Origin of the sequence: Luteimonas yindakuii, assembly GCF_004803715.2 — a bacterium.
Classification (GTDB): domain Bacteria; phylum Pseudomonadota; class Gammaproteobacteria; order Xanthomonadales; family Xanthomonadaceae; genus Luteimonas; species Luteimonas yindakuii.
The window spans coordinates 1,075,932-1,095,126 of sequence record NZ_CP039383.2 but is presented as its reverse complement, the minus strand read 5'-3'; the positions used below and the strand labels follow the sequence as shown (position 1 = coordinate 1,095,126).

Annotated in this window: 19 protein-coding genes; 6 read left to right on the top strand and 13 right to left on the bottom strand. The window is 68.5% G+C overall.

The genetic code is table 11. From position 1 onward, the window contains the following. Positions 1-50: 50 nt before the first annotated feature. Positions 51-1,025, bottom strand: a complete 975-nt coding sequence (locus E5843_RS04990; RefSeq protein WP_141065730.1) for a bifunctional riboflavin kinase/FAD synthetase — start codon at positions 1,023-1,025, stop codon at positions 51-53. 59 nt (positions 1,026-1,084) lie between these two features. Beyond that, on the bottom strand, positions 1,085-2,749 hold the full coding sequence (murJ, locus tag E5843_RS04985; RefSeq protein WP_244240837.1) for a murein biosynthesis integral membrane protein MurJ: 1,665 nt from the start codon (positions 2,747-2,749) through the stop codon (positions 1,085-1,087). A gap of 187 nt (positions 2,750-2,936) precedes the next feature. Here murJ and rpsT point away from each other — a divergent pair, with 187 nt between their 5' ends. Further along, the gene (gene rpsT, locus E5843_RS04980; RefSeq protein WP_134672976.1) at positions 2,937-3,206 is read left to right on the top strand and encodes a 30S ribosomal protein S20; all 270 of its coding nucleotides are present in this window, start codon (positions 2,937-2,939) and stop codon (positions 3,204-3,206) included. A 589-nt stretch (positions 3,207-3,795) separates the two neighbouring features. Here the strand turns inward: rpsT and cgtA are convergent. The 3 genes from cgtA to rplU all read right to left on the bottom strand — a co-directional run bounded on the left by cgtA (position 3,796) and on the right by rplU (position 5,641). After that, positions 3,796-4,842: an Obg family GTPase CgtA gene (cgtA, locus tag E5843_RS04975; protein WP_136412011.1), complete on the bottom strand. Its 1,047-nt coding sequence runs from the start codon at positions 4,840-4,842 to the stop codon at positions 3,796-3,798. A 205-nt stretch (positions 4,843-5,047) separates the two neighbouring features. After that, positions 5,048-5,308, bottom strand: coding sequence for a 50S ribosomal protein L27 (rpmA, locus tag E5843_RS04970; protein ID WP_134672974.1), 261 nt, complete (start codon positions 5,306-5,308; stop codon positions 5,048-5,050). 12 nt (positions 5,309-5,320) lie between these two features. Continuing rightward, complete coding sequence (rplU, locus tag E5843_RS04965; RefSeq protein WP_134672973.1) at positions 5,321-5,641, bottom strand: 50S ribosomal protein L21; 321 nt, start codon at positions 5,639-5,641, stop codon at positions 5,321-5,323. Between the two features lie 284 nt (positions 5,642-5,925). Here rplU and uvrA point away from each other — a divergent pair, with 284 nt between their 5' ends. After that, a complete protein-coding gene (gene uvrA / locus E5843_RS04960) occupies positions 5,926-8,913 on the top strand; it encodes an excinuclease ABC subunit UvrA (RefSeq protein WP_141065729.1) in 2,988 nt (995 codons plus the stop codon). A gap of 26 nt (positions 8,914-8,939) precedes the next feature. Continuing rightward, positions 8,940-9,347: an acyl-CoA thioesterase gene (locus E5843_RS04955; RefSeq protein ID WP_134672971.1), complete on the top strand. Its 408-nt coding sequence runs from the start codon at positions 8,940-8,942 to the stop codon at positions 9,345-9,347. A 352-nt stretch (positions 9,348-9,699) separates the two neighbouring features. On the opposite strand, the gene E5843_RS04950 is transcribed toward E5843_RS04955, so the two are convergent. The 5 genes from E5843_RS04950 to E5843_RS04930 form a co-directional block, all read right to left on the bottom strand. After that, positions 9,700-9,900: a hypothetical protein gene (locus E5843_RS04950; protein ID WP_134672970.1), complete on the bottom strand. Its 201-nt coding sequence runs from the start codon at positions 9,898-9,900 to the stop codon at positions 9,700-9,702. Positions 9,901-9,968: 68 nt separating this feature from the next. After that, positions 9,969-10,277, bottom strand: a complete 309-nt coding sequence (locus tag E5843_RS04945; protein WP_136412010.1) for a hypothetical protein — start codon at positions 10,275-10,277, stop codon at positions 9,969-9,971. A 31-nt stretch (positions 10,278-10,308) separates the two neighbouring features. After that, the gene (locus E5843_RS04940) at positions 10,309-11,139 is read right to left on the bottom strand and encodes an NAD(P)H-hydrate dehydratase (protein ID WP_425480728.1); all 831 of its coding nucleotides are present in this window, start codon (positions 11,137-11,139) and stop codon (positions 10,309-10,311) included. Positions 11,140-11,216: 77 nt separating this feature from the next. Next, a complete protein-coding gene (locus tag E5843_RS04935) occupies positions 11,217-11,984 on the bottom strand; it encodes a histidine phosphatase family protein (protein WP_136412008.1) in 768 nt (255 codons plus the stop codon). Positions 11,985-12,381: 397 nt separating this feature from the next. Continuing rightward, entirely contained in the window at positions 12,382-12,936 is a 555-nt protein-coding gene (locus E5843_RS04930; protein WP_136412007.1) for a DUF2058 domain-containing protein, read from the bottom strand. Between the two features lie 227 nt (positions 12,937-13,163). Between E5843_RS04930 and E5843_RS04925 the strand changes: the two genes are divergently transcribed. Next, the gene (locus E5843_RS04925) at positions 13,164-14,168 is read left to right on the top strand and encodes a catalase family peroxidase (protein WP_141065728.1); all 1,005 of its coding nucleotides are present in this window, start codon (positions 13,164-13,166) and stop codon (positions 14,166-14,168) included. Further along, positions 14,165-14,755 (top strand): cytochrome b, encoded by a 591-nt coding sequence (locus E5843_RS04920; protein WP_136412006.1) that lies wholly within the window; start codon positions 14,165-14,167, stop codon positions 14,753-14,755. The genes E5843_RS04925 and E5843_RS04920 overlap by 4 nt, the downstream gene beginning before the upstream one ends. A 16-nt stretch (positions 14,756-14,771) precedes the next feature. On the opposite strand, the gene ygiD is transcribed toward E5843_RS04920, so the two are convergent. From ygiD to E5843_RS04905, 3 genes are all read right to left on the bottom strand, one after another. Then, the gene (gene ygiD, locus E5843_RS04915; protein ID WP_136412005.1) at positions 14,772-15,635 is read right to left on the bottom strand and encodes a 4,5-DOPA-extradiol-dioxygenase; all 864 of its coding nucleotides are present in this window, start codon (positions 15,633-15,635) and stop codon (positions 14,772-14,774) included. Positions 15,636-15,727: 92 nt separating this feature from the next. Next, positions 15,728-16,042: a hypothetical protein gene (locus E5843_RS14350; RefSeq protein ID WP_244240836.1), complete on the bottom strand. Its 315-nt coding sequence runs from the start codon at positions 16,040-16,042 to the stop codon at positions 15,728-15,730. Positions 16,043-16,115: 73 nt separating this feature from the next. Beyond that, positions 16,116-16,730, bottom strand: a complete 615-nt coding sequence (locus tag E5843_RS04905; protein ID WP_244240835.1) for a protein tyrosine phosphatase family protein — start codon at positions 16,728-16,730, stop codon at positions 16,116-16,118. 242 nt (positions 16,731-16,972) lie between these two features. Between E5843_RS04905 and E5843_RS04900 the strand changes: the two genes are divergently transcribed. Next, on the top strand, positions 16,973-19,192 hold the full coding sequence (locus E5843_RS04900; protein ID WP_136412004.1) for an AAA family ATPase: 2,220 nt from the start codon (positions 16,973-16,975) through the stop codon (positions 19,190-19,192). Positions 19,193-19,195: the final 3 nt, after the last annotated feature.

The window sequence follows — 19,195 nt, the reverse complement described above, 5'->3', positions numbered from 1 at the left end:
CTCCGTCGCGGGCAGGTGGATGGTGGCTTTGTAGCGGTTGGCGTCGTCGCTCACGCGGTGACCCTATGGTGTGGCTGCAGGTGGGGATGATCGTCGGTGGCCGCCAGCGCCGCGCGTGCCTGCGCGGCGTCGAGGTCCATCTGCGCGACCAGGCTGTCGAGATCGGGGAATTTCTCTTCGTCGCGCAGGCGCGCAACGAACTCGACCTCGATGCGGCGTCCGTAGAGGTCGCCATCGAAATCGAACAGGTGGGCTTCCAGCAGCGGCTCGACGCCATCCACGGTCGGCCGGGTGCCGAAGCTCGACACCGACGGCCACGGTGCGTTGCCGATGCCGTGCACGCGGGTGGCATAGATGCCGCGCAGTGCCGGCACCTTGCCGCCGAAGCGCAGGTTTGCGGTGGGGTAGCCGAGCGTGCGGCCGAGCTGGCGTCCACGTACCACGCGGCCGGCGATCGCGTACGGCCGACCGAGCAGACGCGCGGCATGCTGGAAGTCGCCCTCGACCAGTGCCTGCCGGATCGCCGTGCTGGAGACGCGCTCGCCGTCATGCAGGAGCGGCGCGATCTCCGCTGCGCCGAAGCCGAGCCCGGCACCCATGCGCTGCAGCAGCGCGAGGTCGCCGCCGCGGCGGTGGCCGAAGCGGAAACCCGGCCCGACCCATACCTCGCGTACCGCAAGGCGGTCGACCAGCACCTCGCGCACGAAGTCCGTCGCGTCCATGGAGGCCATCGCGGTGTCGAAGCGCAGCAGGCCGACGGTCGACACGCCCAGCGCGCGCAGCCCTTCCACCTTGGCCCGCGGCAGCATCAGCCGTGGCGGTGGCGCCGCGTTGCCGAAGAACTCGCGCGGCAACGGCTCGAAGCTCAGCGCGACCGGTTCGACGTCGAAATCGCAGGCACGCGCGACCGCCTGCCGCACCAGCGCGCGATGACCCAGGTGCAGGCCGTCGAACGCACCGATGCAGACCACGCTGCCGCCCGGACATACCGGACCGCCGCCAACGTCGCGGAATAGCCTGCTCATAGAAGCCCGGCAGTATACGGCCTGCCTGCCCACCCCCCGAACCGCTACGGGCGCCCGCGTCACGCGAGCCGCCGTAGCACGACTCCTGTTCGCGCGACCCGAGCCCTGCGACTCAATGCCTCAGATGCCGCGGCCGCAGCCCAAGCATCACCAGCACCAGCCCGTAGCAGCCTGCACCGGCACCGATCGTCAGTACCAGCCATCCGACGCGCGCAACGGCACCGTCGATCGCGGTCCACGCACCGATGCCATGCCGCAGCACCAGCACCGACAGCCATTGCCACGCACGCGGCCACCAGCCGTAGCAGGAATCCACCCCAGCCCGGCTCCGGCCGGTACAGCCCGGAACGTCGCAGCGAGCGCCACAGCAGCAGCGCGTTGAGACCGCCGGCGAGCGCCGTCGCCAGCGCAATACCGCCGTGGGCCCCGTCCACCCGGCCAAGCCACAACGGTGTGGTGATCGCCGCGGTCAGCACGATGTTGGCGACCACCGTCCAGATCGCGGCGCGCATCGGCGTCTTCGTGTCCTGGCGGGCGTAGAACGCCGGTGCCAGCACCTTGGTCAGCATGAAGGCCGGCACGCCCAGGCTCATGGCGCTGAGGCTCACCGCCGCCATGCGCGTATCGAACGCGCTGAACTGGCCGTAGTTGTAGACCGTGGCGGTGATCGGCTCGGCCAGCAGCAGCAGCCCCAGGCCTGCCGGCACGCCCGCCAGCAGCGCCATCCGCAGGCCCCAGTCGAGCGCGCCGTTGTAGCCGGACGCGTCCTCGGCGGCATGCCGGCGCGACAGGTGCGGCAGGATCACCGTGCCCAGGGCGACGCCGAACAGCCCGAGCGGGAATTCGATCAGGCGATCGGAGTAGTACAGCCAGTCGACGCTGCCGGCGGCGAGCACCGAGGCGAACGCGGTGCCGACGATCAGGTTCACCTGCGCCACGGACGAGGAGAACAGCGTCGGCAGCATCAGCCGGCCGACCTTGCGCACCTCGGGATGGCCGAAACCGGGCCGCAGTCGCGGCCGCAGCCCGAGCCGGCCCAGCGATGGCCACAGCAGCGCGAGCTGCAGCACCCCCGCCGCCAGCACACCCCAGGCCAGGCCCACTGGCGGCACCTCGAAACGCGGCGCCAGCCACAGCATCGCGGCGATCATCGTCAGGTTGTGCAGCACCGGGGTAAACGCGGGCAGCCCGAACCGGCCGGTGCTGTTGAGGATCGATGCCGCCAGCGACATCATCGAAATGAACAGCAGGTACGGAAACGTGATCCGCAACATCTGAGCGGTCTGTTGGAGCAATTCCGGCTGGTCCGCCCAGCCCGGGGCGAACAGCCGGGCGATCAGTGGGGCCGCGAGCATGCCGATGGCGCAGACCACCAGCACCACCGCGCACAGCGCGCCGGCCATGTGGTCGATGAAGGACTTCAGCGCCGCACGGTCGTCGCGTTCGCGTATCTCGTTGAGCACCGGCACGAAGGCCATCGCCATCGAGCCTTCGGCGAACACGCGCCGCAGGAAGTTCGGCACCCGGTAGGCGACAATGAAGGCGCTCATCGCGCCGCCGGTGCCGAACAGCGTGGCCTGCAGCATGTCGCGGGCGAAGCCGGCGATACGCGACAGCAGGGTCATGGCGCTGAACACCGCGGTCGAGCGCAGCAGGCCGCCGCGACGGCCCCTGGACGGTTCTCCCGGCGATGGCGCCGCCGCGGACGGATCGGGCGCGCTCATCGGGCGGCCAAGCAGAATGGGATGGTCATTGTGGCTGAACAGGGTTCCAGCGGATCACCGCCAATGATGCCGCATTGTTGACCCCGGGCGCTGCTTCCCCCATAATTTCCGGCTCGTTTGTCAAGACTCCCGGATACCCGGGCGCCGACACCCCAGTTTCCGTCTCCCCGATTTCCAGGATTCCACCGTGGCCAACATCAAGTCCGCAAAGAAGCGCGCCAAGCAGACCATCGTGCGCAACCAGCGCAACAACAGCCAGCGCTCGATGCTGCGTACCTATGTCAAGAAGGTCCTCAAGGCCCTCGAGGCCAACGACGCCGCCGGCGCGCAGGAGGCTTTCAATGCAGCGCAGCCGATCCTCGACCGGTTCAGCGCACGTGGCCTGATCCACAAGAACAAGGCCGCCCGTCACAAGAGCCGCCTGACCGCCCGCATCAAGGCGCTCAAGGCCGCCTGAGGCGTCGCTTGAAGGTGTGCTGAAAAACCCGGCTCCGGCCGGGTTTTTTGTTGCCCCAAAGAACCGCGCCTACCGAAGCTGCACCAGCGAGCTGCCGCTGCCGCACAACGAAGCGGCTTCCGTCCGGCACGATCGCCCCTCTCCCGCCTGCGGGAGAGGGGTTGGGGTGAGGGCAAGGAGCGCACCGCGCGAGAGCTCCCTCATCCGCCCCTTCGGGGCACCTTCTCCCGCAGGCGGGAGAAGGGAGCCGTTCTTCCAAGCGACTCCCGCCCGGCACGATTGCCCCTCTCCTGTTCACGGGAGAGGGTATGGGGTGAGGGCAAGGAAGCGCAGCAATTCGAAGAGCTCCCTCATCCGCCCCTTCGGGGCACCTTCTCCCGCAGGCGGGAGAAGGGAGCCATTTTCCAGAAGTGCCATCCAAGGCGCTCACCCTTCGGGCGGCTTCGCCGTCCAGACCAGCGATCCTGCCGAATCTGTCTACCGCACGCGGGAGAAGGGTGACCAGCTACCGCCGCGCAGTGACTCTGCCTGCACCGTAGCCGGATGACGCCGCAGCCGTATCCGGACCGTAAAACGCGCGCAGCGAGTCTTACAACCCTTCCGCGTCCGCCGCTTCGGCGGCCTGGCGCGCCTGCTCGTCGAGTTCGGCCTGCACCCGGCGCATCACGTCGCGCGTGCCCTCATGGGCGAGGCCGGAGACCAGGAACCACGGTCCCTGCCAGTCCAGCGTCGCGACGATCCGCTCGGCTTCCGCCCGCGCCTCGTCGGCCGGCAGCAGGTCGGCCTTGTTGACCAGCAGCCAGCGCGGCTTGTCGAGCAGCCCGGCATCGAACTTCTCCAGCTCGCGCTCGATCGCGCGCACCTGGTCGACCGGGTCGCCACCGTCCAGCGGCTGGATCTCGACGAGATGCAGCAGCAGGCGGGTGCGCTGGATATGGCGCAGGAACAGCGCGCCCAGGCCGGCACCGTCGGCCGCGCCTTCGATCAGCCCCGGGATGTCCGCCACCACGAAGCTGCGGTGCGGCTCGGTGCTGACCACGCCGAGATTCGGGTACAGCGTGGTGAATGGATAGTCCGCCACCTTCGGCGTCGCCGCCGACACCGCGCGGATCAGCGTGCTCTTGCCGGCGTTGGGGAAGCCCAGCAGGCCGACGTCGGCCAGCAGCTTCAGCTCCATGCGCAGCAGTCGTTCCTCGCCGTCCTCGCCCGGCGTGGCCTTGCGCGGCGAGCGGTTGACCGAGCTCTTGAAATGCATGTTGCCGAGGCCGCCCTGCCCGCCGCGTGCCACCAGCAGGCGCTGACCATGCGCGGTGAGGTCACCGATGACCTCGTCGGTGGCGACGTTGGTCACCACGGTGCCCACCGGCACAGTGATGGTGAGGTCCTCGCCACCCTTGCCGTACATCTGCCGGCCCATGCCGTTCTCGCCGCGCTGCGCACGGAAGCGCGTCTCGTGGCGGAAGTCGACCAGCGTATTGAGGTTCTCGTCGGCTTCGAGCCAGACGCTGCCGCCATTGCCGCCGTCGCCACCGTCCGGCCCACCCAGGGGGATGAACTTCTCGCGCCGGAATCCGATGCAGCCATTGCCGCCATTGCCGGCAGTGACAGTGATTTCTACTTCGTCGACGAGTTTCATGGGAATTCGTGATTCGTGATTGGTGATTGGAAGAGCGGCACCGTGGCCGACCAGTCTACCGGGGGCTGCCGCATGCGGCGAAAAGCGAAAGATGACGCAGAGGCTTTGTCGAATCACCAATCACGAATCACCAATCACCCGCTGCGGTCGCCCAACGAAAAGCCCCGCCGTAGCGGGGCCTTCGATGCGGCAGTGTCGCGAGTGGTCAGGCCACTTCGACGACGCTGACGGTACGACGCTTCTTCGGACCCTTCACCGCGAACTCGACCGTGCCGTCGACCAGCGCGAACAGCGTGTGGTCGCGGCCGAGGCCGACGCCAGCACCCGGATGGAACTGGGTGCCGCGCTGACGGACGATGATGTTGCCGGCCTCGATGGCCTGGCCGCCGAACATCTTCACGCCGAGGTACTTCGGATTGGAGTCGCGGCCGTTGCGCGAGGAACCTACGCCCTTCTTGTGTGCCATGACTGCTTCTCCTTACTTCTTGTCGCCGGCGTTGATGCCGGTGATCTCGATTTCGGTGTAGTGCTGCCGATGCCCCATGCGCTTCATGTGGTGCTTGCGGCGGCGGAACTTGATGATGCGGATCTTGTCCGCACGGCCGTGGGCCTTGACGGTGGCGGCGACGGTGGCACCCTTGAGTGCGTCGCCGAGCGTCACGCCTTCGCCGTCGCCGAGCATGAGGACGTTGTCGAACGTGACCTCGTTGCCGGCTTCGATCTCGAGCTTTTCGACGCGGAGCGTCTCGCCCGCCATCACGCGGTATTGCTTACCGCCGGTGACGATAACTGCGTACATGACCAATGCTTCCTTTGGTAGTTATTGTGGTCGCTGCCGGCATCGAGGCCGGACAGAAGCGGAATTCTAGGGCTTTCAGCAAGTTACGGTCAAGTCGCGGGAACGTGCCGCGGCGGAGGCGGACGGCTGGCGGTCAGCTGCGTCGCAGGCACCCGGAGACACTGGGATTCCCGCGGTTTGCCCCCATTTCGGGGGGGCGGTAGGCTGCCCGATTGCCTGCGGCCCGGCTGCACTCCCCCACCCCAGGCCCGGCCAGCCTGGACGATTCCCGGATTCCCGACCCGATGGCGATGGACTACATCCGCATCCGCGGTGCCCGTACCCACAACCTCAAGAACATCGATCTCGACCTGCCGCGCGACAAGCTGATCGTGATCACCGGCCTGTCCGGTTCCGGCAAGTCATCGCTGGCGTTCGACACCATCTACGCCGAAGGCCAGCGCCGCTACGTCGAGTCGCTGTCGGCCTACGCGCGGCAGTTCCTGAGCGTGATGGAAAAGCCCGACATCGACACGATCGAGGGGCTGTCGCCGGCGATCTCGATCGAGCAGAAGTCGACCTCGCACAACCCACGCTCGACCGTCGGCACCATCACCGAGGTCTACGACTACCTGCGCCTGCTTTATGCGCGGGTGGGCATCCCGCGCTGCCCGGCGCACGGCTATCCGCTGGAAGCGCAGACCGTCAGCCAGATGGTCGACCAGGTGCTGGCCCTCGGCGCGGGCGACGAAGGCAGCGAACAGCGCTGGATGCTGCTGGCGCCAGTGATCCGCGAGCGCAAGGGCGAACACGCACAGGTATTCGAGCAGCTGCGTGCGCAGGGCTATGTGCGCGTGCGCGTCGATGGCGAGGTGTACGAGATCGACGCCGTGCCGCCGCTGGCGCTGCGCGTCAAGCACACCATCGAAGCGGTGATCGACCGCTTCAAGGTGCGCGAGGACATCAAGCAGCGCCTCGCCGAATCCTTCGAGACCGCGCTCAAGCTCGGCGACGGCATGGCCGCGGTGCGTTCGCTGGATGCGCCCGACGCCGAACCGATGCTGTTCTCGTCGCGCTACAGCTGCCCGGTGTGCGACTACGCACTGCCCGAACTCGAACCGCGGCTGTTCTCGTTCAACGCGCCGATGGGCGCCTGCCCGACCTGCGACGGCCTGGGCGTCAGCCAGTTCTTCGATCCCGCACGCGTGGTGGTGCACCCGGAGCTGTCGCTGGCCGCCGGTGCGGTACGCGGTTGGGACCGCCGCAACCATTACTACTTCCAGCTGATCGCGTCGTTGGCCAAGCACTACGGCTTCGACGTCGACGCGCCGTGGCAGGAGCTCGACCAGAAGACCCGTGACGCGGTGCTGTCCGGCAGCGGCAACGAGACCATCGGCTTCACCTACTACACCGAGGGCGGCAAGCGCAGCCAGCGCCGGCACCGTTTCGAAGGCATCGTGCCCAACCTCGAGCGCCGCTACCGCGAGACCGAATCCTCGGCGGTGCGCGAGGAGCTGGCCAAGTACATCAGCGAACGCCCCTGCACCGAGTGCAGCGGCGCGCGCCTCAACGCGGCCGCACGCAACGTGTTCGTGGCCGACCGCCCCCTCCCGGACCTGGTGGTGCTGCCGATCGGCGATGCGCTGAAGTTCTTCGGTGAACTCGCCCTGCCCGGCTGGCGCGGCGAGATCGCCGGCAAGATCGTCAAGGAGATCCGCGAGCGGCTGAGCTTCCTGGTCGACGTGGGCCTCGACTACCTCACCCTCGAACGCAAGGCGGACAGCCTCTCCGGTGGCGAAGCACAGCGCATCCGCCTGGCCTCGCAGATCGGCGCCGGCCTGGTCGGCGTGATGTACGTGCTCGACGAGCCATCGATCGGCCTGCACCAGCGCGACAACGAGCGCCTGCTGGAAACCCTGACCCGCCTGCGCGACCTCGGCAACACGGTGATCGTGGTCGAGCACGACGAGGATGCGATCCGCCTGGCCGACCACATCGTCGACATCGGCCCCGGCGCCGGCGTGCACGGTGGCGAGGTCGTGGCCGAGGGCAGCTACGAGCAGATCCTCGAGGCACCGCGCTCGCTGACCGGCCAGTACCTGTCCGGCAGGAAGAAGATCGAGATCCCGAAGAAGCGCCACCGCGCCAACCCGAAGATGGTGCTGAAGCTCGAAGGCGCGACCGGCAACAACCTGCAGGGCGTCGACCTGAGGATTCCTTCGGGCCTGTTCACCGCGATCACCGGCGTGTCGGGTTCCGGCAAGTCGACGCTGATCAACGACACCCTGTACGCACTCGCCGCCAACGAAATCAACGGCGCCTCGCATTCGCCGGCGCCGCATCGCGAGATCAAGGGCCTGGACCTGTTCGACAAGGTGGTCGATATCGACCAGTCGCCGATCGGCCGCACCCCGCGTTCGAACCCGGCCACCTACACCGGGCTGTTCACCCCGTTGCGCGAGCTGTTCGCACAGGTGCCGGAGTCGCGTGCGCGCGGCTATTCGCCAGGGCGTTTCAGCTTCAACGTGCGTGGCGGCCGCTGCGAGGCCTGCCAGGGCGATGGCCTGATCAAGGTGGAGATGCACTTCCTGCCCGACGTCTACGTGCCCTGCGATGTCTGCGGCGCCAAGCGCTACAACCGCGAGACGCTTGAGATCCTCTACAAGGGCCACAGCATCCACGACGTGCTGGAACTCACTGTCGAGGACGCACTGGAACTGTTCCAGCCGGTGCCCGCCATCGCGCGCAAGCTGGAGACGCTGGTCGACGTCGGCCTCGGTTACATCAAGCTCGGCCAGCCGGCGACCACGCTGTCCGGTGGCGAGGCGCAGCGCGTGAAGCTCTCGAAGGAACTGTCGCGCCGCGATACCGGGCGAACGCTCTACATCCTCGACGAGCCGACCACCGGCCTGCACTTCCACGACATCGAGCACCTGCTCGCGGTGCTGCACAAGCTGCGCGACGACGGCAACACGGTGGTGGTCATCGAGCACAACCTCGATGTCATCAAGACCGCCGACTGGGTGATCGACCTCGGCCCGGAAGGCGGCCATCGCGGCGGCCGGATCATCGCCGAGGGCACGCCGGAACAGGTGGCCGCGGTGCCGGGCTCATACACCGGCCAGTTCCTGGCACGGATGCTGGACGTCGACAGCGTTGCTGCCGCCGCGCAGGGCACCGGAACGGTGGACGACGACGCGCCGGTCGCCCGGCTCAGGCCGGATGCCCGGCTTGCCGGATTGCCCCCGAAGAAGAAGGCGGCGAAGAAGGCCGCGCGCAAGAGCGCCGGCTGAGCATCCAACAAGGACAGAACGAACCGATGAGCGACACCCCCGACCCGCTGTTCCGCATGCCGATCGCCCTGCGCTGGCGTGATCTCGACGCGTTCAACCACGTCAACAACTCGAACTTCATGACGTACCTCGAGGAGGCGCGGATCCGCTGGTTCGATTCGCTGGGCGAGGACTGGGTGACCGACACCACGGCGCCGCTGCTGGCGGCGGTGCAGATGAACTACCGGGTGCCGATCCCGTATCCCGCCAACGTGGTGGTGGAACTCGGTTGCGAGCGTCTGGGTACGAGCAGCGTGACGCTCTCGCACCGCATCGTCGGCGAGGACGGCACGCCGCTGTACGCGGACGGCCACGTGGTGATGGTGTGGATCGACCGCGCTAGTGGCCGACCGACGCCACTGCCGGATGCGGTAAGGCGCGCCGCGGGCGGCTGAAACGCGTTTCCGGCAAGACACGCCGCGCTCCGTCACCCGCCCCTTCGGGGCACCCTCTCCCGTAAACGGGAGAGGGGTTAACGCGTGGCAGACCGCTAAACCCTCCCGCAAGCGAGAAGGGATCGGGACCGTCGCAGACTGCTGCACCTCTTCCGCCTCCGGTAAAGAGTGAAAGGTCGCAGCCCGCTCTTGCCCATTTCCCGTCTGCCGGAGAAATGTTGAAACGTCGCAGACTGCTGCACCTCTGCCCCCCCGGCAGAGGGCGAACGGTCGCAGATCGCTTTACCCCTCTCCCGCCTGCGGGAGAGGGTGCCCCGTCAGGGGCGGGTGAGGGCACGCGCAGCCCGACCGATCAACCTCCAGCCAGCCCACCGCCCACACGCCCGGGCAATGCGCCGTCCTCACCGGCTTCCTCGTCGTCGATGTCACCGACCTCGCGATCAAGGCCGCCCTTGTCCACCGGCATTCCGGTTTCCGTTGACGGGCCACGCTCCGGCGCTTTCGGGGTGACGTCGGGCCGGCGCTCGCGGTCTTCGAGTTCGTGCTCTTTCATCGTGGTGTCCTCGTGGGGGGAGTGCGCCACGCTACGCCGCCATCGGTGAAGCCGATGCGTGCCGCCGGCTACAGCCGCTCGACGCGGATCGCGCGCACCAGCACCTCGTCCTGGCGGAAGCGCTGCTGCAGATCCTCGCGATATGCGGCCCACCAGCCGTGGTCGATGTGGTCGGCCATCACTTCCATCAGCACCACGTCGTCGCGCTGCACGGTGCCGCTGTCGTCTTCCCATGCACCGACCGCGGGCGCGCGCACGAAGGCGGTGACGCCACCGAAGCGCTCCGTCAGCTCGGCGCGCACGCCATCGAACAGCGCCTTCGGGAATGCCTGGTCGGCGTTGTCATAGAGCGGCAGGAACAGCTGGACGAGGTGCATGCGGGGCTTCCGGGTGCGTGTGGCGTGTGCGTCAGAGGCCGTGCATCAGCGCCGGGATCTCGCCGCTGATCTCGCGGGCGAGGAAGCCAACCTGGCCATGGCGTCGCGACAGTCGCGCACCGGCGCGCGCATGCAGGGACACGCCCCAGACCGCCGCCTGCTCCGGAGTCGCGCCACGCGCGGCCAGCCCCGCGATCACGCCAGCCAGCACATCGCCCGAGCCCGACGTACCCAGCCCCACGCTGCCGGCGGTGTTGACCCACATGCGGCCATCGGGCGCGGCGATCCACGTGGTCGGCCCCTTGAGCGCCAGCACCACGTTCCAGGCCTGCGCGAACTCGCGGGCGATCGTTTCGCCATTGGCCATCACGGTGTCCTCGTCGGTATCGAGCAGGGCGGCCATCTCGCCGGCGTGCGGCGTCAGCACCATCGCCACGCCCGCACTGCGACGGCGCCGGAACGCAGCGAGCGCCATGGCGTCGAGCGCGCCGGCATCGAGCACGACGGTGCTCTGCGCGTTGGCGATGACCGTCCGGGCGACGCGTTGCGTCGCCGTGCTGCGGTCCATGCCGGGACCGACTACCGCCGCATGCGCGGTGCCCACCGAACGCGTGGCATCGCTGTCGAGGTCGCGGATCGCACCGGTGCGGGTGGCCGGCAGCCCGATCACCCGTGCCTCCGGCAACGACATCACCAGCGACATCGCCGCATCGGCAACCGTCGCCACCTGCAGCTTGCCCGCGCCTGCGCGCAGCGCCGCGATGCCCGTCAGCAAGACCGCGCCGGGAATCTGCCGGCTGCCACCGATGACCATCACCCGGCCGCGGTCTTCCTTGCTGGTGCCGCCGCTGGGGTCGGGCAAGGGCCATGCCTTCAGCAGCGCCGGCGTGATCCTGCGCGCGGCGCTCGCCCTGCCCCCGCCGGTGCGCCTGGCCGCGTTCATCGCGGCCCGACCGGCACGTCCGCCTCGACCGTCACCGGCGCGCCGGCTTCTTCCAGCGGCAACGCGAAGTTGGCGACCCTCAGTTCGAAGCGCGCATCCGGGGTGTCGCGATCGATGGCGTATTCGGTCACCGAACAGTTGGGCACGTCGGCCTGGCGGTCGGTGTCGAGGATCTGCTTCTCGTCCATGCACTCGAGCAGGTAACGGAAGCAGTTGACGATCACCTGGTGGCCGACGATCAGCACCCGGTCGCCCACGTGGTCGCGGCGCAGCACCTCCAGCACGCTGCGCAGGCGCAGGATCACGTCGCACCAGCTCTCGCCGCCGGGTGGGCGGAAGTAGAACTTGCCCACCAGCGCACGCTGCTCGGCGAGCTCCGGGAACGTCGCGCGGATGCCGGCCACGGTGTAGCGATCGAGGATGCCGAACTCCTTCTCGCGCAGGCGTTCGTCCACGCCGATCTCGTCGCGGTCGATGCCCAGCGCATCGGCCACCGCATGCACGGTCTGTTGCGCGCGCACGAATGGCGAGGTCAGCAGCACGTTGGGACGCCGGTTGTGCGGCAGGTCGGCAAACCACTCGCCCAGCGCCTGCGCCTGGCGCTGGCCAAGGGCCGACAGCGGCGTATCCGCGTCGCGGGTATCGATATCGATCAGGTGCGTGTTCGCCAGCTCCGCCGCATCGCGCGCCACGTTGCCGGCACTCTGGCCGTGGCGGACGATCCACAGACGATCGGGCCAGTCGGTATGGCGAAGACGCGCCATGTCAGGCCGCGCCTTCGCGGTACGGGAACAGACACTGCGCGTCCGGTTGCTCGACCATCAATCGCACCTCCAACAGGTGCGTGGCAGGGTCGCGTGGGAGGCGTCAAAAGAGCGCGAAGTGGGGTGCAGCGCTACGTCAGGTGCGGCCGTGGAGTAAGCGCACCGAAAAGTCCCTGGATCCCCGCCTTCGCGGGGATGACGAGCCAAAGTTGCCGAGCGGCTGCACGATGAAGACCTCGGCCGGCGACCACGCGTCACCTCAAAGACAGGCTCTGCTCCGAAGGACGGACCGAAGCTCTTCAGCCGTCATCCCCGCGAAGGCGGGGCTCTCAACAGCCGAATGGCTGGTCATCCAGGGACGTTGGGTTTTACCGACGGCGCAGGGCGCGCACGCCCCTCACCACACCAGATCGTCCGGCACCTGGAACTGCGCGTAGTACGCATCGTCCTCGGATGTCGGCACGGCGACATCCACGTCCGCCTCCTGCCCGTGGTCGAGCACGATCAGCGACGCATCGCGCTCGCGCACCTTGTCCGCGGCGGGGCGCGGCAGCAGCTCGTAACCGTCGCCGCCATTGGCGATCACCAGCGCGCCCGATGCCAGCTTGCGGCGCAGGTCTTCGTTGACCAGCAGCGTGCGGATCGCGCCGTCGGCGGTGAAGCGGTACTCGCTCTCGCCGGTGCGCGGCACCTTCTTGTCGCGGATGATCTGCCGCGCCTGCGCACGCAGTTCCGTGACGCGCGCGGCGGCCTTGCGTTCGGCTTCGATGGCACGGTCGCGCTCGGCCTTTTCGGCACGCACGCGCTGCGCTTCCAGCTCGATCTCGCTTGGGGCCGTGCCCGATTTGCCGTGGCGCGCCTTCGCCTGCTCGCGCGCCACCTCGGCCACCTTGGATTTCTTGACCAGGCCGGCCTTGAGCAGCTGTTCCTGGAGGGGATTCGCCTTGGCCATGGCAGTCACGCGTGCGGAAGGGTGGACGCGCCATGATAGCGGCGTGTCCCCAGCCGGCCCACCGGCCCAGGCACGACCGACCCGGCGTTCCATCACTTGTACGCCTGCCGCCACGACCCGCGTGCCAGGCCCCGCCACACGCCACATACCCTCGCAGGCACCCCGTGGACCCAAGTACCGATCACCCGCCCGCCCCGCTCCCGCCGCGCACGCGCGTGGTACGCACCATGCTGATCGTGCTGCTGTTGGCCGCGGTGGCCATCGGCATCGCCATCCTGCGCGGCGCGTTCGGCACCGGCGCCGAGCATCGCGCCAGCTCGATCATCGACACCATGCAGGGCGGCGGCGAGGCGCTGCACGCCGGCTTCCGCCGCGCACATGCGCGCGGGCTGTGCGTATCGGGCCGCTTCATCGGCTCCGGCGACGCCGCGGCGCTGTCGTCGGCACCACTCTTCGAAGGCGAGTCCCCGGTGCTGGGACGGCTGTCGGTCGGCGGCGGCAACCCGGCCGCCCCCGAGGCCACTGCCGGCGTGCGCAGCATGGCGCTGGCCATCACCCAGGCCGACGGCCAGCAATGGCGGATGGCGATGAACACGCCGCCGATGCTGGCGGTCGGCACGCCCGAGGCCTTCCACGAGCAGCTGCGCGCGATGGCGTCCGACCCCGCCACCGGCAAGCCGGACCCGGCGCGGATCGCGGCGTTCTTCGAGGCGCATCCGGAGAGCGCCGCCTTCCGCGCCTGGCAGGCCGGCTACCGGGCCAGCGACAGCTGGGCGAACACGCGCTACCACAGCGCCAACGCCTTCGTGCTGGTCGATGCCGATGGCCAGCGCCAGCCAGTGCGCTGGGCGATGGTGCCGGAGGCCCCGTTCGCACCGCTGGGCGACGGCCCGCATACCGATGACGCGCTCAGCCAGGAGTTCCAGCAGCGCCTCGCCGACGGTCCGGTGCGCTGGACCCTGCGCCTGCAGCTGGCCGAACCCGGCGACCCGGTCGACGACGGCTCCCGGCCGTGGCCGGACACGCGCCGCACCGTCGATGCCGGCACCGTCAAACTCACTTATGCGCGCGCGCAGCAGGGCGGCGACTGCAACGGCCTCAATTTCGACCCGCTGGTGCTGCCGGAAGGCATCGAGCCGTCCGCCGATCCCGTCCTCCACGCACGCCGCGCCGCCTACGCCGAAAGCCTGCGCCGGCGTGCACGCGAAACCCTGCTGGAGGGCGCGCCATGAGCCGCTACCCGTTGTCCGCACGCCTGCTGCACTGGGCGATGGCGGCGCTGCTGCTGTCGCAGCTGAGCCTGGGCGTGGCGATGGTGGACCGCTGGCAGCCGTGGACCACGCCGGCCATCCAGCTGCACAGGGCGTTCGGCGTGCTGGCACTGGTGCTGGTGCTGCTGCGCCTGGCCAACCGCCTGCGCTTCCGGGCGCCGCCGCTGCCCCGTAGCATTCCCGTGCTGCAGCGCGCACTGGCACGCGCCAGCCACTGGGCGCTGTACGCGCTGATGCTGGCGCTGCCGCTCACCGGCTGGGCGATGCACGGCGCCGCCGGCCTGCCGGTGCGCGTGGGCGGATTCGTGCTGCCCGCGCTCACGGGGGCCGACCTCGCCCGCTACGGCCTGCTGCGCGAGCTGCACGCATGGTTGGCCTACAGCCTGCTGGCGCTGGTGCTGGTGCATGCCGGCGCCGCGCTGCACCACGCGTGGGTACGGCGCGATGGCGTGTTCGACCACATGGCCTTCGGCCGACGCCGGCCGGTCGAAGCTGCGCCGCCCGCGTCGGCCGACGTGGCCACGGGCGACGGCACCGTCGCCCGCTGACCGCGCGCCCGTCGCCTCAGATATTGCTGTCCTCCGGCGGCAGACTTGTGCTCACCGCCGCGGCACCGGGCCCGTCGGGTGTCGGCGGCGGGCAATCCGGGCCGGCGGTGTAGCTGGTCATCGACAGCGAGCCGTAGGCCGGCCCTTCCACCAGTACGCCTGCGCCCACGCCGGTGGCGGCGGCGAAGCCGGCCAGGTACAGCACCGGCAGGAAGTGCTCCGGCGTCGGCGCGGAGATTTCGTAATCGCGATGCTCCATCAGCGCCGCGGCGTCGCCCGGGCGTTCGGCCAGCAGCTGACGGGCGTCGGTGTCGAAGCGCGTGTTCCAGTCGAACGCCGCGTCGGGCTGCTTCCAGTCCATCGCGCGCAGGTTGTGCACCACGTTGCCGCTGCCCACCAGCAACACCCCGCGCTCGCGCAACGCGGCGAGCTTCGCGCCCATCGCCACATGCAATTCCGGCGGCTTCTGCGCATTGATCGACAGCTGCACCACGGGGATGTCGGCATCCGGAAATGCATGCACCAGCACCGACCAGGTGCCGTGGTCCAGCCCCCAGCCATCGTGGTCGGCGCCGACGTAATCCGGCTTCGCCACCTCGGACACTTCCTCGGCCAGCTCCGGCAGCCCGGGCGCCGGGTACTGCACCTCGAACAGCGGCTTTGGAAACCCGAAGAAGTCGTGGATGGTGCGCGGCCGCGGCATTGCGGTGACCGCGGTGGCGTTGATGTACCAGTGCGCCGACACCACCAGGATCGCCCGCGGCCGCGGCACCGAGGCGGCGAACGCACGCCAGGCATCGGTGAAGCGGTTGCGCTCGATCGCGTTCATCGGACTGCCGTGGCCGAGAAAGGCGGCGGGCTGTGCGGGGTCACGGGCCATGGGCGTACTCCGGGTGGCGACGCCCCGCAGTCTAGGGAGCGCGAAGTCTGCGCCGCGCGATCACCCAGCGCGGCCCAGCGCCCCCGGAGCGGTCAGTTCCGCAGCTTCAGCGTGGCGTGTTCGTCCAGCGTGCCGTCCTCGAGGATCACCACGTGGCGCGTGCCCTCCTGGTCGAACAGCACCGGGATCGGCGCCTGGAACAGCGGGCGGCGCACGAACGCCAGCCGCCAGCCGAAGATCTGCAGCGCTTCCAGGGTGACGAGCTGGGCCGGCGCAAGGCCTTCGCACATGCGGGCGGGATCGGCCGGCGGCGCAGCCCGGCGACGCTCCGGCGTGCGGGGTGCCGGCGCATGGGTCCGGGGCGTCCAGGGCCCGGCGATGACAGTGGACTGCGCGGTGTGCGGCATGCGGATACTCGGAAAAGGATCACCGGGCTCCCCTTGCAAGTGCCGTGCCGGACTGCCCGCTTGCCAGGCCGGCTCAGCCCGCGGCGTCACAGCGCGCCGCGCTGTCGGCATCGCCTGCATCGGCCACGCAACGCTCGCGCGCCAGCCGCCCGCGCACCTCGCCTTCCAGCCCACGAAGGCCCCAGCGCCGGCCTTCTTCGACAGCGGCTTCCTCGTCGGCACCGTGCAGCCACGCCGCACGCAACGCCGCCAGCGCGCCCACCCGGTTGCCGCTGGCGCAATGCACCAGCGTCAGCCCATCGGCCGCCTGCAGCAGCAGGTCGAACGCCACCACCGCCTCGCGGTCCAGATCCGCCGCACCGGCAATGGGCAGGCTGTCGTAACGCATCCCCGCCGCACGCACCGCGGCCGCCTCGTCGAAGCCGGGCGTCTCCGCCGCCGGTGCGAGGTTGATCACATGGCGGATGCCCGCCGCGCGCAGCGCAGGCAGATCGTCGGCGCTGACCCTGCCGCCGCTGTGGATGCCGTCGACGGGCGTGGCGAAGCGTTCGAGTACCGGGGATTGCATGGTCACCTCGTCGTCGGTGGATGCGGCCGGCGTGTCCTGCGCGGTGGCGCAGGCGGAGAGTGCGAGGGCCAGGGCGATCGGCGCGGCGGCTATCTTCAGCAGGGCGGAAAGTACTCGCATGGAAAGCTCCGGGTCTCTGCTCAGCTCTGGCGATTCTTTCAGCTGGGGACTGATGATGCACGCCCGCGGCCTGTGACGCCGACGGATCACTGGCAAGCCGCGTCCATCCACTGTGCTTTTGCGCGGGCTGACATACTCGCCCGGATCGTCGAGTACACAGGCTTGGCTCGCCCGATCCGCGGCGTGTTGTCACTGGCGAGCTGTACTTCTCTGGGCTCGGGTGCAATCAATCGGAGACTTGAATGGCGCTCTACACCTATCACCACGACGCCCCGTCCATCACGGCTGCCGGCCGCGAATGGGTGCAGTCGTGTCTCGTCAGGGATGGCAGCATCCTTGGGGCCGGGGCCATCAGTACGGCGGCCAACTACGACGCGCTGGATCGGTACTTCCTCCAGCGCCTCGATGTCGGAAGCGGCAGCTTCTACGAGAAGCTGCAGGCCCAGCTGGAGGATGCACCACCCGATGCCCGCAAGCTGATGGCCGAACTTCTCTGGGCGCTGTTCCTGTTCCCCAGCAACATCACAGAAGACACCAAGCGCGAAGGTGTCATGCAGGTGTGGGGCTGGTCCGGAGAGTCGCTCGATCCCGCACATCCGATGCTGGCCGACAGGATGCTGGACGGAATCGGATCCGGCGGGATGGGGGTCAACACCAACCGCTGGCGGGAGATTGTCTACCTGGTCAGGTTGGGTCAGTCGATCAAGGCGCTGCCCGTTGACGAGCGCACCGGGATATTCGCTGACTACGACCGGTTCCTCGCCTGGATAGAGACGATCCAGGAAAGCGGAGATCGCCAGTTCCGCCACATGCTCCGCTACTTCCTGTTTCCGGAGCGCGTGGAACGCATGTCGAGCAATGGCGACCGGTACAAAGTCCTGCAGGGATTCGGGGTGGCGCCGAGGAAAGAGACCCGCCACTGGACCGACCGTCAGCTGGACGACGCACTGCTGGAACTGCGCCGTACCCAGGAACAACGCTACGGGACAGCAGATATCGACTTTTACCTCGAGCCGCTGCGGGATCAGTGGAAAAAGCCGAACGAACCCGATGACAGCGCGTCGGAGGAGAAGGCCGATACGCCTGTTGTCGCCGAGCCGGTACCTGCTTACCCACGAAAGCAGGGTGCAGCACGCAACCTGATCCTGTACGGCCCACCTGGAACGGGCAAGACGTGGAAGCTCCAGCAGCTGTTTGCGAGGTACACGGATCAACCTGCAGATGTAGACAGGGCCACCTGGGAACTGAGGCTAGTCACAAGATTCGGCTGGCGAGCGGTGATCGCAGCCGCACTTGCGGACCTCGCCAACCCGGCCAAGGTCACCTCCCTCGAGCAGCACGGTCTGATCAAGGCCAAGGCCGCCCAACGCAAGCGAAGCAACGTTCGGGCGACCCTCTGGGGATACCTGCAGAGTCACACCCCGCTGGAAGTGGCCACGGTCAACGTCGCGGATCGCCGCCCGCCCTTCCTTTTCACCAAGACCGAGGCTTCCGACTGGACCGTCCTCCCTGACTGGCGGGACGGCGACAGCGAGGCCGCCGAACTCATGGACTTATGGAAGGCAGGCCCCGGAGTTTCAGCTCGCCCAGTGGCGAGATACCGGGTGGTGACCTTCCATCCTTCATACTCGTACGAAGACTTTGTGATCGGCCTGCGTCCGGTGGTCGTGGACAACAGCGGTGACACCGGCGCGACCGGCTTTCGAATGATGGACGGCGTGTTCAAACAGATCTGCGCTGAGGCCCGGGCCAATTCCGGGAAGCCCTATGCGCTGTTCATCGACGAGATCAACCGAGCCAACATCGCCAAGGTCTTCGGTGAACTCATCACGCTCATCGAACCCGACAAGCGTGCCCGCTATGACGCTGATGGTGCACTGGTCGGTGGCATGGAAGTCCAGTTGCCGGGGACGGGTGACGAGGACGGCGACGGCGAACGCTTTGGCGTACCGGAGAACCTCGACATCTACGGCACGATGAACACGGCCGACAGGTCCATCGCCCTTCTCGACGTCGCATTGCGGCGGCGCTTCGAGTTCGAAGAGATGCCGCCGGACTACAAGGTGCTGCAGCGGCGGATCGAAGGTGTGGAGCTGTCCAGGCTTCTCCAGGCCATCAACGAACGGCTCGAGTTTCTGGCGGACCGCGATCGGCTCATCGGCCACGCTTACTTCACCCGCGTGGCGAGCCTTGAAGATCTACGCACTGCGTTCCGATTGCAGGTGATTCCACTGTTGCAGGAGTACTTCTTCGACGACTGGAGTCGCATCGCCCTGGTCCTCTCCGCGCGCAGCGGAGGTTCCCCGTTCCTGCGCGCCGAGACGCTGGACGCGGCCGATGTCTTTGGCAGCCATGCCGACATCGGCGCGCAGGAACGTGTGCGTTACGTCTTGACCGACTCCACCGCCTGGACGGCCGAGACGTTTCGATCGATCTACGACACTTCAGCCGCGCCTGACTGACCT

What these genes read in the sequence shown, in the direction of transcription:
- E5843_RS04900 (WP_136412004.1), top strand. Translation starts at nt 16,973, where the DNA reads ATGGCGCTCTACACCTATCACCACGACGCCCCGTCCATCACGGCTGCC.
- E5843_RS04935 (WP_136412008.1), bottom strand. Translation starts at nt 11,984, where the DNA reads ATGGCGCGTCTTCGCCATACCGACTGGCCCGATCGTCTGTGGATCGTC.
- E5843_RS04945 (WP_136412010.1), bottom strand. Translation starts at nt 10,277, where the DNA reads ATGCACCTCGTCCAGCTGTTCCTGCCGCTCTATGACAACGCCGACCAG.
- E5843_RS04920 (WP_136412006.1), top strand. Translation starts at nt 14,165, where the DNA reads ATGAGCCGCTACCCGTTGTCCGCACGCCTGCTGCACTGGGCGATGGCG.
- cgtA (WP_136412011.1), bottom strand. Translation starts at nt 4,842, where the DNA reads ATGAAACTCGTCGACGAAGTAGAAATCACTGTCACTGCCGGCAATGGC.
- E5843_RS04955 (WP_134672971.1), top strand. Translation starts at nt 8,940, where the DNA reads ATGAGCGACACCCCCGACCCGCTGTTCCGCATGCCGATCGCCCTGCGC.
- E5843_RS04925 (WP_141065728.1), top strand. Translation starts at nt 13,164, where the DNA reads ATGCTGATCGTGCTGCTGTTGGCCGCGGTGGCCATCGGCATCGCCATC.
- E5843_RS04930 (WP_136412007.1), bottom strand. Translation starts at nt 12,936, where the DNA reads ATGGCCAAGGCGAATCCCCTCCAGGAACAGCTGCTCAAGGCCGGCCTG.
- rpmA (WP_134672974.1), bottom strand. Translation starts at nt 5,308, where the DNA reads ATGGCACACAAGAAGGGCGTAGGTTCCTCGCGCAACGGCCGCGACTCC.
- E5843_RS14350 (WP_244240836.1), bottom strand. Translation starts at nt 16,042, where the DNA reads ATGCCGCACACCGCGCAGTCCACTGTCATCGCCGGGCCCTGGACGCCC.
- E5843_RS04990 (WP_141065730.1), bottom strand. Translation starts at nt 1,025, where the DNA reads ATGAGCAGGCTATTCCGCGACGTTGGCGGCGGTCCGGTATGTCCGGGC.
- uvrA (WP_141065729.1), top strand. Translation starts at nt 5,926, where the DNA reads ATGGCGATGGACTACATCCGCATCCGCGGTGCCCGTACCCACAACCTC.
- rplU (WP_134672973.1), bottom strand. Translation starts at nt 5,641, where the DNA reads ATGTACGCAGTTATCGTCACCGGCGGTAAGCAATACCGCGTGATGGCG.
- E5843_RS04905 (WP_244240835.1), bottom strand. Translation starts at nt 16,730, where the DNA reads ATGCGAGTACTTTCCGCCCTGCTGAAGATAGCCGCCGCGCCGATCGCC.
- ygiD (WP_136412005.1), bottom strand. Translation starts at nt 15,635, where the DNA reads ATGGCCCGTGACCCCGCACAGCCCGCCGCCTTTCTCGGCCACGGCAGT.
- murJ (WP_244240837.1), bottom strand. Translation starts at nt 2,749, where the DNA reads ATGAGCGCGCCCGATCCGTCCGCGGCGGCGCCATCGCCGGGAGAACCG.
- E5843_RS04950 (WP_134672970.1), bottom strand. Translation starts at nt 9,900, where the DNA reads ATGAAAGAGCACGAACTCGAAGACCGCGAGCGCCGGCCCGACGTCACC.